Genomic DNA, 15,804 nt, shown 5'->3' with positions numbered 1-15,804 from the left:
TTTCGACCGAGAAGATCGAAACGTTAATAGAGCCAAACTAAACCGCTCCATCAACTCCTTCTGGGCCTCGATAAACTGAAGCAAGTCGCTGTCGAAAACTGCGTAACTCGTTGAGTTTCAAGGAGTTTTCCGTTTCGACTGCGCCGGAAGTGGGGCGAATTATAGGCCCATAGAATCTGCCGTCAACCGTTAATTTCACAATTCTGTCATAACGGTCAAAATCGCCCCTAAAAACAAAGGCCGCCCCAAGGGGCCGGCCTTTATGCCTTGCCTGATTACAGACTAGGGAACGCGAACTGCGACGCTTCATGACTGGCCCGTTGTGGCCAGCGCTGGGTAATGGCCTTGCGACGGGTATAGAAGCGCACGCCATCCGGGCCATACGCATGCAGATCGCCAAACAACGAACGCTTCCAACCCCCGAAGCTGTGGTAAGCCACCGGTACCGGCAACGGTACGTTGACCCCAACCATTCCCACTTCAATCTCGTCACAGAACAGGCGCGCCGCTTCACCGTCACGGGTGAAGATGCAGGTGCCGTTGCCGTACTCGTGATCGTTGATCAGTTTCATGGCCTCTTCCAGGCTATTGACCCGCACAACGCAGAGCACAGGCCCGAAGATTTCTTCTTTATAGATGCGCATCTCCGGGGTCACCTGATCAAACAGGCAGCCACCCAGGAAAAAGCCGTCTTCGTTGCCAGCCACACTCAAGCCACGGCCATCAACAACCAGCTTGGCGCCCGATGTCACGCCGTCTTCTATATAGCCGCTGACCTTATCCCGCGCCTGAGCAGAAACCAGTGGCCCCATGTCCAGGCCACACGAGGTGCCTGCACCGATCTTCAGCGCCTTGATCTGCGGCACCAGCTTGGCAATCAGTGCATCCGCCACTTGATCGCCGACACACACGGCCACCGAGATCGCCATGCAACGCTCGCCACAGGAACCATACGCCGCCCCCATCAACGCGCTCACGGCGTTATCCAGGTCCGCATCCGGCATCAGCACCGCATGGTTTTTCGCCCCACCCAGCGCCTGCACTCGCTTGCCGCGTTTGGTGGCTTCGGAATAGATGTACTCGGCAATCGGCGTAGAGCCGACAAAGCTCAAGGCTTTGACTTCCGGCGCTTCGATCAGCGCATCCACCGCGCCCTTGTCGCCGTGCACCACACTCAGCACACCTTTAGGCAAGCCGGCTTCCAGCAACAGTTGAGCAATCAGCAATGTCGAGCTTGGGTCGCGCTCCGACGGCTTGAGGATAAAGCAGTTACCGCAGACGATCGCCAGTGGGTACATCCACAGCGGCACCATGGCCGGGAAGTTGAACGGGGTGATCCCCGCCACCACACCCAGGGGCTGGAAGTCAGACCAGGCATCGATGTTCGGGCCGACGTTACGACTGTATTCGCCCTTGAGGATCTCCGGCGCCGAACACGCGTACTCGACGTTCTCGATACCGCGCTTCAACTCACCGGCAGCGTCTTCCAGGGTTTTGCCATGCTCTTCGCTGATCAGTTGGGCAATCCGCGCTTCGTTCTGCTCCAGCAGCTGCTTGAAGCGGAACATCACCTGGGCACGCTTGGCCGGCGGTGTGTTGCGCCAGGCCGGGAAGGCAGCCTTGGCCGAATCGATAGCGCGCTGCATGGTGTCACGACTGGCCAGCGGCACTTGGTGGATCACTTGGCCGGTGGACGGGTTGAATACGTCGGCGCTACGACCGTTGTCGGTCACCAGTTCGCCGTTGATCAAATGCGGGATAAGGCTCATGCAGGGCTCCTGAAAAGTTGTCCACAGGCACGAATCGCTCCGCGCCTGATCTGTGTTCTATATAGAAGGGCGAATCAGTCGATCTTGTTCAGCACTTCGCCAACCGCATCGAACAGACGGTCGAGGTCTTGCGGCTTGCTGTTGAAGGTTGGGCCGAACTGCAGGGTGTCGCCGCCGAAGCGCACGTAGAAACCAGCCTTCCACAAGGCCATGCCGGCCTCGAATGGACGCACGATGGCATCACCGTCACGCCCGGCGATCTGGATCGCCCCGGCCAAGCCGTAGTTACGGATGTCGATCACGTTCTTGCTGCCCTTCAGGCCATGCAAGGCATTCTCGAAATGCGGCGCGACTTCCGCCACGCTCTGCACCAGGTTTTCCTTCTGCAGCAGATCCAGCGCCGCCAAACCGGCTGCACACGCCACTGGGTGTGCCGAGTAGGTGTAGCCGTGGGGGAATTCCACCGCGTACTCAGGGGTCGGCTGGTTCATGAACGTCTGGTAGATCTCGGAGCTGGCAATCACCGCGCCCATCGGAATCGCACCGTTGGTGACTTGCTTGGCAATGCACATCAGGTCCGGGGTCACGCCAAAGCTGTCAGCGCCGAACATTGAGCCGGTGCGACCGAAACCGGTGATCACTTCGTCGAACACCAACAGGATGCTGTGTTGATCGCAGATCTCGCGCAGGCGCTTGAGGTAGCCCTGTGGCGGCACCAGTACACCGGCAGAACCAGCCATCGGCTCGACGAACACCGCCGCGATGTTCGAAGCGTCGTGCAGTTCGATCAGTTTCAGCAGCTCATCAGCCAAAGCGATACCGCCCTGCTCCGGCATGCCGCGGGAGAAAGCGTTGCTGGCCAGCAGGGTATGGGGCAGGTGATCGACATCCATCATGGCCTGGCCAAACAGCTTGCGGTTGCCGTTGACGCCGCCAAGGCTGGTGCCGGCGATGTTCACACCGTGATAGCCACGGGCGCGCCGATCATCTTGGTCTTGGTCGACTGGCCTTTTAGGCGCCAGTAGGCCCGCACCATCTTCACCGCCGTGTCGGCACACTCGGAGCCCGAGTCGGTGAAAAACACGTGGTTGAGGTTACCCGGGGTCAGGTCGGTGATTTTCTCGGCCAGTTGGAACGACAGCGGGTGGCCGTATTGGAAGCCTGGGGAGTAATCGAGGGTGCCCAGTTGCTTGGAAACCGCTTCCTGGATTTCCTTGCGGGTGTGGCCGGCACCACAGGTCCACAGGCCCGACAGCGAGTCGTATACCCGGCGGCCCTTGTCATCGATCAGCCAACTGCCTTCAGCCCCGACGATCAACCGCGGGTCGCGCTGAAAGTTACGGTTGGCGGTGTAAGGCATCCAGTGAGCGTCGAGCTTGAGCTGGCTGGCCAAAGACTGGGGAGCGGTTTCGGGCATGTTCATGTGCAGGTCCTCGCAAGGCAATGAGCGGCATCGGGATCGAAGCGTTATTGCAGCTAAGTTGCCACGGCTATAAAGTCGATGAAATCCAACTTTAATAACCTTCAGTCAGGCCATGGCTAAACTATGAGCGTTCGCCGAATCGACCCGCTGGCCCAAGTCAGCGACTTTGATATTCGCCTCTTACGGATTTTCCGCAGCGTGGTCGAATGCGGTGGTTTTTCCGCCGCAGAAACCGTGCTTGGTATTGGCCGCTCGGCCATCAGCCAGCAGATGAGCGACCTCGAACAGCGGGTTGGCCTGCGCCTGTGCCAACGAGGTCGCGCCGGCTTCTCCCTGACCGAGGAAGGCCGCGAGGTCTATCAATCGGCGCTGCAACTGTTAAGTGCACTGGAAACCTTCCGCACCGAGGTCAACGGCCTGCACCGCCACCTGCGCGGCGAACTGATCATCGGCCTGACCGACAACCTGGTGACCCTGCCCCACATGCGCATCACCCACGCCCTAGCGCAGTTGAAAGAACGCGGCCCGGATGTGCAGATCCAGATCCGCATGATCGCCCCTAACGAAGTCGAACAAGGGGTGCTCGACGGCCGCCTGCATGTCGGCGTGGTGCCCCAGGCCAGCGCCTTGTCGGGCCTGGAATACCAGCCGCTGTACAGCGAGCGTTCGCTGCTCTACTGCGCCGTCGGGCACCCCTTGTTCTATGTCGATGACCGCCAGCTCGAGGACCAACGCCTCAATGAGCAGGACGCCATCGCCCCGGCCTTTCGCCTGCCCGCAGAAATCCAGGCCCATTACCAGCGCCTCAACTGCACCGCCAGCGCCTCGGACCGTGAAGGCATGGCTTTTCTGATCCTCACCGGGCGCTACATTGGCTACTTGCCGGACCACTACGCCAATGTCTGGGTGCAACAGGGCCGGCTGCGCGCCCTCAAGCCCGCTTCGCGTTTCTACGACCTGAGCCTGGCATCGGTCACGCGTAAAGGCCGACGCCCCCATTTGGTGCTGGAAAGCTTCCTCGAAAGCCTGGAAGCCACCCGTTGAAACTTCATAATCCAGGGCTAAACCCCCTTGTTTTATTGGACAAAACCCAAACATAGAAAAAATAACCTGAGCACTTGGACAGCTTTTTGCAAGGCATCGGCACCTGAACCGACAGCCCTGAGTTCCAAGCCCATGCACGCAGAAGACCCCAGCTCCAGCGACCTGATTTACGGCCTCGACGATCGCCCCAAACCCGCCGCCGCCACCCTCGCCGCCCTGCAACACGTACTAGCGGCATTCGTCGGTATCATCACTCCGCCGCTGGTGATCGGTTCGGCCCTGGGCCTGAGCGCTCACCTGCCCTACCTGATCAGCATGGCGCTGATGGTGTCGGGGGTCGGTACCTTTATCCAGGCGCGACGCCGTTCGGCATCGGCGCCGGGATGATCTGCCTGCAAGGCACCAGCTTCGCCTTCCTGGGCGCCGTGCTCTCGGCCGGGTTCCTGGTCAAGCAACGTGGAGGCAGCCCGGAGGACATCCTGGCAATGATCTTCGGCGTATGCTTTTTCGGCGCGGCGGTGCAAATCGTCCTCAGCCGTTTTATCGGGCAACTGCGCCGAGTCATCACACCGCTGGTGACTGGCATCGTCATCACCCTGATCGGGGTCAGCCTGATCAAGGTCGGCATCACCGACCTGGGCGGCGGCTTCAATGCCCCGGACTTCGGCGCTCCGGGCAATCTGGCGCTGGGGGTGTTCGTGCTCCTGACCATCATCCTGCTCAACCGCAGCAACACGCCCTGGGTACGCCTATCGGCCATCATCATCGGCCTGGCCCTGGGCAGCCTCGCGGCCTGGTTCAGCGGCAAGCTGGTACCACACGCCCTACCCGACCTGCCCCTGGTGAGCGTACCGATTCCCTTCAAGTTCGGTTTCAATTTCGACTGGACAGCCTTCCTCCCGGTGGCACTGATCTACCTCATCAGCACCATCGAAACCGTCGGCGACCTGACCGCCAACTGCATGCTCGCCCGCAAGCCCATCAGCGGCCCTTCTTATATAAGCCGGCTCAAGGGCGGCGTTCTCGGGGATGGCGTCAGTTGCATGATCGCCGCCACCTTCAGCGCCTTCCCCAACACCACCTTTGCGCAAAACAACGGGGTGATTCAGTTGACCGGCGTGGCCAGCCGCTACGTCGGCCTGTACATCGGCCTGATCCTGTTCTGCCTCGGCCTGTTCCCGTTGATCGGCGCAGTGCTGCAGCAAATCCCCAAGCCAGTGCTGGGCGGCGCGACCCTGGTGATGTTCGGCAGCGTCGCCGCCGCCGGCGTGCGCATCCTCGCCCAGGCGCCCCTGGACCGCCGCAGCATGTTGATCATCGCCACCTCCTTCGGGGTCGGCCTGGGCATCGCGGCGCAACCCAACCTGCTGCACCTGTTGCCCAAGGTGGTGCAGAACCTGTTCGACTCGGCGATCACCAGCGGCGGGCTCACCGCAATCTTCATGTGCCTGCTATTGCCGGAGGCCAAGGCGGCCGCGCCTGACGCAAACACCGCCTTCGAAAGCGACACGGCGAAACCCCTTTGACGCTTTTGTCGCCTTAAGGCTTGTCGGATTGTTGTGGGTGCGCTATCAACGCACTGGTTGCACCCACAGACCAGCTCGGAAATGTCCATGACCTTTGAAGTCCCAGCCCACGCAGGCGCTCACTCCGGTAAACCCGCCAGCCGCATTCGTCAAAAGAACGAAGAAGCCATTCTCCAGGCCGCCGAAGACGAGTTCGCCCGTCACGGTTTCAAAGGCACCAGCATGAACACCATCGCGCAGAACGCTGGCCTGCCCAAAGCCAACCTGCACTACTACTTCACCAATAAACTGGGGCTGTACGTGGCGGTGCTGAGCAACATCATCGAGTTGTGGGACAGCACCTTCAACCACCTCAGCGCTGACGACGATCCTGCCGAAGCCCTGTCGCGCTACATCCGCGCCAAGATGGAATTCTCCCGGCGCCAACCCCAGGCCTCGCGCATCTTCGCCATGGAAATCATCAGCGGCGGTGAATGCCTGAGCGAGTATTTCAGCCAGGACTACCGCACTTGGTTCCAGGGTCGCGCCGCCGTGTTCCAGGCCTGGATCGACGCCGGCAAAATGGACCCCGTCGACCCGGTGCACCTGATCTTCCTGCTGTGGGGCAGCACCCAGCATTACGCCGACTTCGCCACACAGATCTGCCGCGTCACCGGACGCAGCAAGCTGACCAAGCAAGACATGGAAGACGCGGGCAACAACCTGATCCGCATCATCCTCAAAGGCTGTGGCCTCACCCCCGCCCTGTAAAAGATCCGCGCCCATGCCCTTTACCCTTGTCGGCCTTTGCGAATACCGCGAAGAAATTCGCAAAAGCCGTTTCATCGCCCTCGCCGCGCCCATCACCAGCCCCGCTGAAGCCCAGGCGTTTATCGAGCAGCACAGCGACCTCAATGCCTCACACAACTGCTGGGCCTGGAAGCTGGCCGACCAGTACCGCAGCAGTGACGACGGCGAGCCCGGCGGCACTGCCGGGCGGCCGATGCTCGCGGCCATCGAAGCCCAGGACTGCGATCACGTGGCCGTGCTGGTGATTCGCTGGTACGGCGGCATCCAACTGGGCACCGGCGGCCTGGCCCGAGCCTATGGCGGCAGTGCCAACAAATGCCTGCAAGGCGCCGAGCGCATCGAGTTGATCAGCCGCGTCCCCCTGAGTTGCGCCTGCTCCTTCAGTGAGCTGGCCCTGGTGAAACTGCGGGTAGGCGAATTGGGCGGGCTGGTGGTCGCGGAAAACTTCACCGCCAACGGAGTGGAGTTGCAGCTGGCCCTGGGCGCGGCACAGATCGACACCCTGCAAAGCCAGTTGGCCGACCTGAGTCGTGGGCGCATTCTCTTGCAGCGCTGAGCGCACCAACAGCGTCCACGCGACCACTTACCGGCTGTGCATAACCTCGGCGCCCCTCCAACACTTGCCCACATCTACTGTGCACCCAACTGTGGATAAGCTGAGCACATTCCCCTGTAACCCTTCTGTCACGTGGCTTTGCGGGGCTTGATCATTTTTTGTCCAAAGCCCTCCCGAGATGACTTTTTCCACAAGAAAACAGCGGCTTAGCCCGATTTATCACCTTTGGAAGACAAGCCCCGCCGGCTTATGCCCGAGCGGGCCGCTTGCACACAAATACTGTGGAGCAAGCTGTGGATAACCCGTGCAAGGCTGCACCCGCCGCTGACAGCGTATGGCCCCCAGCCGTTTGATCGTTTTTTGACCACCCGACAACGGGCCTAATCGGCGCCTTTTCCTCCGCCCTGCCCTGAAGTGGTGCCCACCCGTGCCTGGCTTTAGCGCCTAGGCAGGGCGCCTGACCTGCTCGGGACCGCTGCCGAGCGCGGCCTAGAGGTTTTCCTGACTCACTGGCCAGGAAATTGCTTTATCCACAGGCATAACGCCAAGCGACCCGAGTCCGCCATGCCAAACCCTGTGCCTGAACCCGAGCCAACACCGCGCTTGCAACTGCGCCGCATCACTAAACGCTACCCCGGCTGCCTGGCCAACGACGCCATCGACCTGAGCATCCGGCCGGGGGAAATCCACGCCTTGCTGGGGGAGAACGGTGCCGGCAAAAGCACCTTGATGAAGATCATCTACGGCGTGGCCCAGGCCGACTCGGGCGAACTGATCTGGCAGGGCCAGCGTCAGGTCATGCGCAACCCGGCCCAGGCCCGCAGCCTGGGGATCGGCATGGTGTTCCAGCACTTCTCGCTGTTCGAAACCCTGAGCGTGGCGCAGAACATCGCCCTGGCCATGGGCGCCGCCGCAGGTACGCCCAAGCAACTGGAGCCGAAAATCCGCGAAGTCTCGCAGCGCTACGGCATGCCACTGGAACCGGAACGCCTGGTGCACAGCCTGTCCATCGGCGAGCGCCAGCGCGTGGAAATCATCCGCTGCCTGATGCAAGACATTAGCCTGCTGATCCTCGACGAGCCCACCTCCGTGCTGACCCCGCAAGAGGCCGACGACCTGTTCATCACGCTGCGGCGCCTGGCCAGCGAGGGCTGCAGCATTCTGTTTATCAGCCACAAGCTCGCCGAAGTCCGCGCCCTGTGCCACAGCGCCACGGTGCTGCGGGGCGGCCGCGTGGCCGGGCACTGCATTCCGGCCGAGTGCACGGATCGGCAGTTGGCGCAGTTAATGGTGGGTGAAGCCGCCGCGCTGATGACCGATTACCCGAAGGTCACTGGCGGCAACACCTTCCTGGAACTGCACAAGCTGTCGTGGCACAACCCCGACCCGTTCGGCTGCTCCCTGCATCAACTCGAGTTGCAGGTACGCAGCGGCGAAATCGTCGGCATCGCCGGCGTGGCCGGGAACGGCCAGGACGAACTGCTGGCCCTGCTCAATGGCGAGCAGCGCTTGCACCGCAGCGAGGCCAAGACCGTCAGTTTCGCCGGCCAGCCCGTCGCCCATTTACCCGCCGATGCCCGGCGCGGGCTGGGGCTGGCCTTTGTGCCCGCCGAACGCCTGGGCCATGGCGCCGTGCCTGAATTGAGCCTGGCCGATAACGCCCTGCTCACGGCCTTCCAGCATGGCCTGGTGAGCAACGGCCTGATCCAGCGCGGCAAGGTCGAGGCCCTGGCGCAGGAGATCATTCGCCGCTTCGGGGTGAAAACCCCTGGCACCCACGCCGCCGCCCGCAGCCTGTCCGGCGGCAACTTGCAGAAATTCATCCTCGGCCGGGAAATTCTCCAGCAGCCCAAGTTGCTGGTGGCCGCCCACCCAACCTGGGGCGTGGACGTCGGCGCCGCCGCCACCATCCATCGGGCCCTGGTGGCGCTGCGCGAAGCCGGCGCGGCGATCCTGGTGATTTCCGAAGACCTCGACGAACTGTTCCAGATCAGCGATCGCCTGGCCGCCCTGTGCAGCGGGCGCCTGTCACCGCTCAAGGCCACCGCCGACACCAGCCTGATCGAAGTCGGCGGCTGGATGGCCGGCCAGTTCGATGCCCCTCAACCCTCCTCCGCCCTGGCGGTTTAACGGAGCTGCACATGCTGCTTTCTCTCGAACCCCGCGGCCAGCAATCGCGCCTGATGCTTTGGTGCTCGCCGCTGCTGGCTGCCGTCCTGACCCTGGGCTGCGGCTCACTGCTGTTTATCGCCCTGGGTCACGACCCGCTGCTGACCTTGCACACCCTGCTGATCGCTCCGATCAGCGACCTGTACGGCGTCTCGGAATTGCTGGTCAAGGCCCTGCCGATCCTGCTCTGCGCACTGGGGCTGGCCGTGGCCTACCAGGCGCGGATCTGGAACATCGGCGCCGAAGGCCAACTGTTGCTCGGCGCCCTGGCCGGCAGTGCCCTGGCGGTGAACATCATCGACCTGCAAAGCCGCTGGGCCCTGGTGTTGATCCTGCTGGTCGGCACCCTGGCCGGTGCCGCCTGGGCCGGCCTCACCGCCTGGCTGCGCACGCGCTTCAATGCCAATGAAATCCTCACCAGCATCATGCTCAACTACATCGCCCTGAACCTCTTGCTGTACTTCGTCCACGGGCCACTGAAGGACCCCGAAGGCTTCAACTTCCCGCAATCGGCCATGTTCGGCGACGCCAGCCGACTGCCCCTGTTGATGGAAGACGGCCGGGTTCATGCCGGGGTGTATTTCGCCCTGCTGGCCCTGGTGGCGGTGTGGGTGCTGCTGCAGAAAAGCTTCGTCGGTTTTCAGATCAAAGTGCTCGGCCTGGACAAGCGCGCCGCCGGTTTTGTCGGTTTTCGCGAAAAGCGCCTGATCTGGCTGGCCCTGCTGATCAGCGGCGGCCTGGCCGGATTGGCCGGGGTCTGCGAGGTGGCCGGGCCCATTGGCCAACTGGTGCCGCAGGTCTCGCCGGGCTACGGCTATGCGGCGATCACCGTGGCCTTTCTCGGCCGCCTGAACCCCATCGGTATCGTGTTTTCCAGCCTGCTGATGGCCCTGCTGTACATCGGTGGCGAGAGCGCGCAAATGAGCCTCAACCTGCCCCAGGCCATCACCCAATTGTTCCAGGGCATGATGCTGTTCTTCCTCTTGGCCAGCGATGTGCTGATTCTTTATCGGCCGCGCCTGAACCTGCGCTGGGCCCGCCGCGCCTCGTCCCCCTCCGTACACGCGGGAGCCCTGTGATGGATATCGATCTGCTGAGCAATATTTTCTACGCCATGGTCCGCTGCGGCACCCCCTTGCTGTTGGTGGCCCTGGGCGAACTGATCTGCGAGAAAAGCGGCGTTCTCAACCTGGGCCAGGAAGGCATGATGCTGTTTGGCGCGGTCATCGGTTTTATCGTCGCCCTCAACAGCGGCAACCTGTGGCTGGGGGTGCTGCTGGCCATGTGCGCGGGCATGCTGCTGTCGTCGCTGTTCGCTGTGGTGGCCCTGGTGTTCAACGCTAATCAAGTAGCCACGGGCCTGGCCCTGACCATCTTCGGCGTGGGCCTGTCGAGCTTTGTCGGCGCGGCCTGGGTCGGTAAGCCCCTGGCCGGCTTCGAGCCAGTGGCCATCCCCCTGCTCAGCGACATCCCGCTGATCGGACGCATGCTGTTTGCCCAGGACTTGCTGGTCTACCTGTCCTTTGCCCTCTTCGCCCTGGTGGCCTGGGTGATCCTGAAAAGCCGCCTGGGGCTGATCGTCCAGGCGGTCGGCGAAAACCCCGATGCCGCCAGCGCCATGGGTTTGCCGGTGCTGCGGGTACGCACCCTGGCGGTGCTGTTCGGCGGCGCCATGGCCGGCCTGGCCGGGGCCTACCTGTCCCTGGCCTACACGCCGATGTGGGCCGAGAACATGAGCGCCGGCCGGGGCTGGATCGCCCTGGCGCTGGTGGTGTTCGCCAGTTGGCGGGTCTGGCGCTTGCTGCTCGGGGCATATCTGTTCGGGCTGGCGAGCATCCTGCATCTGGTGGCGCAAGGGCTGGGCCTGGCGATTCCCTCCAACCTGCTGGCGATGCTGCCGTACGTGGCGACCATTCTGGTGCTGGTGCTGTTGTCCCGCGATGCCTTGCGTACCCGCCTGTATGCGCCGGTGTCGCTGGGGCAGCCTTGGCAGGCGGGACGCTGATAACCCCCTAGCGCCGGCAAGCCGGCTCCTGCTGGAGGTGGGTGGGGGGCGGGTTGCTGGCGGCGCGTTCAAGGACACCCGAGCGCACCGGCAGCAATTGCGCCACGCACCACGCCAGTTCGAAGAACAGAATGACCCCGATCAGCGCCGTCGCCCCGTGGGCCAGGGCGTAGATCTGCCAGGTGGCAAACAGGATGCGGCCAACGGCATCGTAACGCCCAAATGCCAGCTGCGGGTCGCGAATCCGCAGCACCGACCACACGCAGACAATCGAGCCCATCAGGTTGGCCATCATCCTGTGCATGGGCTCGAAGGGCGGCAGTTCACCCGGCAGGTTCAAGGCCTGGGCCGTGCTTTGCATCAGCCCGTGCAGGGCGATAAAACTCCAGGGCGTGACAAAGGCGAGGGTTACCAACAAGTCGTACCAGCCACTGGCCCGTACCAACTTGCGATATTGATCAGCAGTCCACATAGCTACAGCTCCATAGATTCAAGGAGCGTGCAGGCTAAAGCCTGGAGTATGCTCCAGGGTCAAGCACTCTTGAGATCCCCCCATGCGCATCGGAGAACTGGCCGAGGCCTGCGCCATCAGTCGCGACACCCTGCGCTTCTATGAGCAGCGCGGGTTGATCGCCGCCCAGCGCAGTGCCAACGGTTACCGCGATTACCCCGCGGAAATGGTCCAACTGGTGCTCTACATCAAGACCGCCCAGCGTCTGGGCTTTAGCCTCGGCGAAATCGGCAGCAGCGTCGGCGCCCTGTGGCAGGCGCCCAATCCCGACAGCGCCGTCAGCCAATTGCTGCAAGACAAATTGAACCTGATCGAAACCCGCATTGCCGAATTGGGCGAGTTGCGCCAGGAGCTGCGACAACGGCTCGGGCAAGCCTGCCCATTGAATCCATGATCCTCACTCATCAAGGAATCCTTCCATGTCTTCGCCAAAAACCGCACTGATCATCGGCGCCTCCCGGGGCCTGGGCCTCGGCCTGGTACAACGCCTGCTGGAAGACGGCTGGCAAGTCACCGCCACCGTGCGCACCCCACAGAAAGCCGAGGCCTTGCAGGCCCTGGGCAAGGTACAGATCGAACAACTGGACATGGACGACCAGCAAGCGGTGATCGCCCTCAACCAGAAACTCAAGGACCAGGTGTTCGACCTGCTGTTCGTCAATGCCGGGGTCAAGGGCCCGGATAACCAGCTCCCGGGCCACGCCACCCAGGCGGAGGTCGGCCAGTTGTTCTTCACCAACGCCGTGGCACCGATCAACCTGGCCCAGCGCTTTGCCGGGCAGATCCGCCAGGGCAGCGGCGTGCTGGCGTTCATGAGTTCGGTGCTGGGCAGCGTGACCATGCCCGATGCCCCGGAACTGGCGCTGTACAAGGCCAGCAAGGCGGCGCTGAACTCCATGACCAACAGCTTTATCAGCCAGTTGGGCGAGCAGAAACTCACCGTGCTGTCCCTGCACCCGGGCTGGGTGAAAACCGACATGGGCGGCGAAGGCGCTGACATCGACGTGGAAACCAGCACCCGCGGCTTGATCGCCCAGGTCAACGCCTACACCGGCAAGGGCGGGCATCACTTCGTCAACTACAAGGGCGAGACCATTCCTTGGTAAGTGGCGCCTGAACGCACGTCATCGCGAGCAAGCGCCTCTACAGACGTGGCGCTTGCCCGCGATAGACCGCAACGCGGTCTCGCCGTAAACTGCTCCCCGCGTCGATCCTGACGCCCCTGGATCAGCAGACAGGGCAACACTGAGCTGGCTAACCTGAACCCACTTTCAGAGGAGCCGGCCACCATGCCTGCGACCCGTACCTGGTTAAAAAATCCCCTGGCCATTTTCACTGCCAACGGCCTCGATGCCCGTGGCGGCCTGGTGCTGCAAGACGGTTTGATTGTCGAAGTGCTCGCGGCCGGGCAACAACCCGGCACACCCTGCGAGCGCACATTCGATGCCCGCGAACATGTGATCCTGCCGGGCCTGATCAACACCCACCATCACTTCTACCAAACCCTGACCCGAGCCTGGGCACCGGTGGTCAACCAGCCGCTGTTCCCCTGGCTGAAAACCCTGTACCCGGTGTGGGCCCGGCTCACCCCGGAAAAACTCGCCCTGGCGAGCAAGGTGGCCCTGGCCGAGCTGCTGCTGTCGGGCTGCACCACCGCCGCCGATCACCACTATTTGTTTCCCGAAGGCCTGGAAAACGCCATCGACGTGCAGGTGGACAGCGTGCGCAAACTGGGCATGCGCGCCATGCTCACCCGCGGCTCCATGAGCCTGGGGGAAGCCGACGGCGGGCTACCGCCGCAGCAGACAGTGCAACAAGGCACGGTGATTCTCGAAGACAGCCAGCGCCTGATCCAGGCCTACCACGAGCGTGGCGACGGCGCGCAGATCCAGATCGCCCTGGCGCCCTGCTCGCCGTTTTCCGTGACCCCGGAAATCATGCGCGCCAGCGCTGAAATGGCCGAACAACTGGATGTGCGCCTGCACACCCACCTGGCCGAAACCCTCGACGAAGAAGACTTCTGCCTGCAGCGCTTCGGCCTGCGCACCGTGGATTACCTGGACAGCGTCGGCTGGCTCGGCCCGCGCACCTGGCTGGCCCACGGCATTCACTTCAACCCCGACGAAATCGCCCGCCTCGGCGCCGCAGGCACCGGCATCTGCCATTGCCCAAGCTCCAACATGCGCCTGGCCTCGGGCATCTGCCCGACCCTGGAACTGAGCGCCGCCGGTGCGCCGATCGGGCTGGGGGTGGATGGTTCGGCGTCCAACGACGCCTCGAACATGATCCTCGAAACCCGCCAGGCCCTGTACCTGCAACGCCTGCGCTATGGCGCCGAAAAGATCACCCCGGAATTAGTGCTGGGCTGGGCCACTCGCGGCTCGGCGCAGTTGTTGGGGCGTACGGACATCGGCGAATTGGCCGTGGGCAAACAGGCCGACCTGGCCCTGTTCAAGCTGGATGAGCTGCGCTTCTCCGGCAGTCACGATCCGTTGTCGGCCTTGCTGTTGTGCGGCGCCGATCGGGCGGACCGGGTGATGGTCGGCGGCCAATGGCGAGTGGTCGACGGGCAGGTGGATGGGTTGGATGTGAGGGGCTTGATTGCCGATCACCGGCAGGCTGCGCGCGAATTGATCGGCGGCGCCTGATCGGGCGCTTTCGCCGGCAAGCCGGCTCCTACGGGGGCGGGCTGGCCGGCGAAACCATGCTTACAGCCCCAACAACGACAACATGATGAAGGTGGCGAACAGCACGAAGTGGGTCATGCCCTCGATGGCATTGGTCTCACCGTCATTGAGGTTGATCGCGCTGACCACCAGGGTGATCAACACCATCACCGTCTGCACCGGCGTCATCGCCATCTGGAAGGGCTGGCCGGTGTACAGCGCCATCGCTTCCATCACCGGCACGGTGAGGATCACCGTGGACAACGAGGCCCCCAAGGCCACGTTGACCACCGACTGCATCCGGTTGGCCAGGGCCGCACGCAAGGCGGTGAGAATCTCCGGCGCGGCGGAAATTGCCGCCACCAGGATCGCCGTGATCACCGGCGGCGCACCAGTGCCTTCCAGACCCAGGTCCAGGGTCTTGGACATCACTTCGGCCAAGGCGCCAATCACCACCACGCCAAACACCAGGATACCGATGCTCAGCCCCAGGTTGACCGCCTGGGCCTGTTGCTCCTGAGGCTCCTGCTTACGGCGCTTTTCCGGGTAGCTGTAGCTGAAGAAGTAGCTGTGGGGCCCGACCTGCATGCGCAGGAACAAGGTGTAGAGCACCACCATGGCGCCAATGGTGAACGCCGAATACGCCTTCCAGTCCGCCTCGGGAATGAACTCCGGCACCACCATCGACACGCCCATGGCGGTGAGGATCATCACGCTGTAGGTGCGCGCCGAGTCGTCGTTGTATGACTGCTCACCGTGCTTGATGCCGCCCATCAGCGCCGCCAGGCCGAGGATGCCATTAATGTCGAGCATCACTGCCGAATAGATGGTGTCGCGAACCAGGGTCGGCGAGGCCTCGTTGCTCATCATGATGGCCAGGATCACCACCTCCACCAGCACCGCGGCCAGGGTCAGGATCATGGTGCCGTAAGGGTCGCCGACCTTTTCCGCCAGCAGTTCGGCGTGATGGGCCACGCGCATCGAGGCGACGACGATAAAGCCGATCAGCACCAACCCGGCGATCAGGGCCACGCCCTGGCCGTTGTTGAGCAACAGGTGTTCGAGGGCGAAAGCGGCCAGCGCCGCGAGCAGGGCAAGCAGCAGGAAGCTTTCTTGCTTGAGGGAAGTGAGCATTGCAGTCCTTTACACAATTCGAAACAAAGACAGGAGATGAGCTACAGACTGCTGCGAGTCACTAATGTTTCGTTAGACGTTAGTGCACCACGCTCAGGCGCGGCGCACCGGGTTGGTTCCTGAAACAGCTTCGCCGGCACGCCGGCTCCTGCAGCCGATCCCTCTAACAGAGGGGTTGTTGGCGAAAATTCCTTTTGTTGTCTTGTTGGTCA

At 62.7% G+C, this 15,804-nt stretch carries 12 protein-coding genes and 2 pseudogenes; 10 read left to right on the top strand and 4 right to left on the bottom strand.

The annotated features are described in order from the left end of the window. Window positions 1-275 precede the first annotated feature (275 nt). Both M1B35_RS21760 and aptA read right to left on the bottom strand, forming a co-directional pair. The gene (locus tag M1B35_RS21760; protein WP_268263027.1) at window positions 276-1,769 is read right to left on the bottom strand and encodes a CoA-acylating methylmalonate-semialdehyde dehydrogenase; all 1,494 of its coding nucleotides are present in this window, start codon (window positions 1,767-1,769) and stop codon (window positions 276-278) included. A gap of 74 nt (window positions 1,770-1,843) precedes the next feature. Next, window positions 1,844-3,192: pseudogene (aptA, locus tag M1B35_RS21755) on the bottom strand (omega-aminotransferase AptA). Between the two features lie 123 nt (window positions 3,193-3,315). Between aptA and M1B35_RS21750 the strand changes: the two are divergent. The 7 genes and pseudogenes from M1B35_RS21750 to M1B35_RS21720 all read left to right on the top strand — a co-directional run bounded on the left by M1B35_RS21750 (window position 3,316) and on the right by M1B35_RS21720 (window position 11,281). Beyond that, a complete protein-coding gene (locus tag M1B35_RS21750) occupies window positions 3,316-4,236 on the top strand; it encodes a LysR family transcriptional regulator (protein WP_123329865.1) in 921 nt (306 codons plus the stop codon). Window positions 4,237-4,368: 132 nt separating this feature from the next. Beyond that, a pseudogene (locus M1B35_RS21745) lies at window positions 4,369-5,762 on the top strand (uracil-xanthine permease family protein). 87 nt (window positions 5,763-5,849) lie between these two features. Continuing rightward, window positions 5,850-6,512, top strand: a complete 663-nt coding sequence (locus M1B35_RS21740; RefSeq protein WP_123329861.1) for a TetR/AcrR family transcriptional regulator — start codon at window positions 5,850-5,852, stop codon at window positions 6,510-6,512. Window positions 6,513-6,525: 13 nt separating this feature from the next. Then, the gene (locus M1B35_RS21735) at window positions 6,526-7,107 is read left to right on the top strand and encodes an IMPACT family protein (protein WP_123329859.1); all 582 of its coding nucleotides are present in this window, start codon (window positions 6,526-6,528) and stop codon (window positions 7,105-7,107) included. Window positions 7,108-7,671: 564 nt separating this feature from the next. Next, window positions 7,672-9,237 carry an ABC transporter ATP-binding protein gene (locus M1B35_RS21730; RefSeq protein WP_268263026.1) on the top strand — a complete coding sequence of 522 codons (1,566 nt, stop codon included), beginning with the start codon at window positions 7,672-7,674 and terminating at the stop codon, window positions 9,235-9,237. Between the two features lie 11 nt (window positions 9,238-9,248). Beyond that, entirely contained in the window at window positions 9,249-10,355 is a 1,107-nt protein-coding gene (locus tag M1B35_RS21725) for an ABC transporter permease (RefSeq protein ID WP_123329854.1), read from the top strand. Then, window positions 10,355-11,281: an ABC transporter permease gene (locus M1B35_RS21720; protein ID WP_268263025.1), complete on the top strand. Its 927-nt coding sequence runs from the start codon at window positions 10,355-10,357 to the stop codon at window positions 11,279-11,281. Before M1B35_RS21725 ends, M1B35_RS21720 begins: the two co-directional genes overlap by 1 nt. A 7-nt stretch (window positions 11,282-11,288) precedes the next feature. Here the strand turns inward: M1B35_RS21720 and M1B35_RS21715 are convergent, their stop codons facing one another. Beyond that, on the bottom strand, window positions 11,289-11,753 hold the full coding sequence (locus M1B35_RS21715; protein WP_268263024.1) for a hypothetical protein: 465 nt from the start codon (window positions 11,751-11,753) through the stop codon (window positions 11,289-11,291). A gap of 82 nt (window positions 11,754-11,835) precedes the next feature. On the opposite strand from M1B35_RS21715, the gene M1B35_RS21710 reads away from it, so the two are divergent. The 3 genes from M1B35_RS21710 to M1B35_RS21700 all read left to right on the top strand — a co-directional run bounded on the left by M1B35_RS21710 (window position 11,836) and on the right by M1B35_RS21700 (window position 14,440). Then, window positions 11,836-12,186, top strand: coding sequence for a MerR family transcriptional regulator (locus M1B35_RS21710; RefSeq protein ID WP_268263023.1), 351 nt, complete (start codon window positions 11,836-11,838; stop codon window positions 12,184-12,186). Window positions 12,187-12,211: 25 nt separating this feature from the next. Beyond that, the gene (locus tag M1B35_RS21705) at window positions 12,212-12,898 is read left to right on the top strand and encodes an SDR family oxidoreductase (protein WP_268263022.1); all 687 of its coding nucleotides are present in this window, start codon (window positions 12,212-12,214) and stop codon (window positions 12,896-12,898) included. 183 nt (window positions 12,899-13,081) lie between these two features. Continuing rightward, window positions 13,082-14,440: an 8-oxoguanine deaminase gene (locus tag M1B35_RS21700; protein WP_268263021.1), complete on the top strand. Its 1,359-nt coding sequence runs from the start codon at window positions 13,082-13,084 to the stop codon at window positions 14,438-14,440. A 60-nt stretch (window positions 14,441-14,500) separates the two neighbouring features. On the opposite strand, the gene M1B35_RS21695 is transcribed toward M1B35_RS21700, so the two are convergent. After that, on the bottom strand, window positions 14,501-15,592 hold the full coding sequence (locus M1B35_RS21695) for a calcium:cation antiporter (protein ID WP_268263020.1): 1,092 nt from the start codon (window positions 15,590-15,592) through the stop codon (window positions 14,501-14,503). Window positions 15,593-15,804: the final 212 nt, after the last annotated feature.

It is taken from the genome of Pseudomonas morbosilactucae (genome assembly GCF_023241665.1).
Classification (GTDB): Bacteria; Pseudomonadota; Gammaproteobacteria; order Pseudomonadales; family Pseudomonadaceae; genus Aquipseudomonas; species Aquipseudomonas morbosilactucae.
Note: the sequence above shows the minus strand (reverse complement) of the source record. Positions and strands in the feature narration are given on the sequence as shown.

Coding starts and splice junctions, on each gene's coding strand:
- M1B35_RS21760 (WP_268263027.1), bottom strand. CDS start 1,769: ATGAGCCTTATCCCGCATTTGATCAACGGCGAACTGGTGACCGACAAC.
- M1B35_RS21750 (WP_123329865.1), top strand. CDS start 3,316: ATGAGCGTTCGCCGAATCGACCCGCTGGCCCAAGTCAGCGACTTTGAT.
- M1B35_RS21740 (WP_123329861.1), top strand. CDS start 5,850: ATGACCTTTGAAGTCCCAGCCCACGCAGGCGCTCACTCCGGTAAACCC.
- M1B35_RS21735 (WP_123329859.1), top strand. CDS start 6,526: ATGCCCTTTACCCTTGTCGGCCTTTGCGAATACCGCGAAGAAATTCGC.
- M1B35_RS21730 (WP_268263026.1), top strand. CDS start 7,672: ATGCCAAACCCTGTGCCTGAACCCGAGCCAACACCGCGCTTGCAACTG.
- M1B35_RS21725 (WP_123329854.1), top strand. CDS start 9,249: ATGCTGCTTTCTCTCGAACCCCGCGGCCAGCAATCGCGCCTGATGCTT.
- M1B35_RS21720 (WP_268263025.1), top strand. CDS start 10,355: ATGGATATCGATCTGCTGAGCAATATTTTCTACGCCATGGTCCGCTGC.
- M1B35_RS21715 (WP_268263024.1), bottom strand. CDS start 11,753: ATGTGGACTGCTGATCAATATCGCAAGTTGGTACGGGCCAGTGGCTGG.
- M1B35_RS21710 (WP_268263023.1), top strand. CDS start 11,836: ATGCGCATCGGAGAACTGGCCGAGGCCTGCGCCATCAGTCGCGACACC.
- M1B35_RS21705 (WP_268263022.1), top strand. CDS start 12,212: ATGTCTTCGCCAAAAACCGCACTGATCATCGGCGCCTCCCGGGGCCTG.
- M1B35_RS21700 (WP_268263021.1), top strand. CDS start 13,082: ATGCCTGCGACCCGTACCTGGTTAAAAAATCCCCTGGCCATTTTCACT.
- M1B35_RS21695 (WP_268263020.1), bottom strand. CDS start 15,592: ATGCTCACTTCCCTCAAGCAAGAAAGCTTCCTGCTGCTTGCCCTGCTC.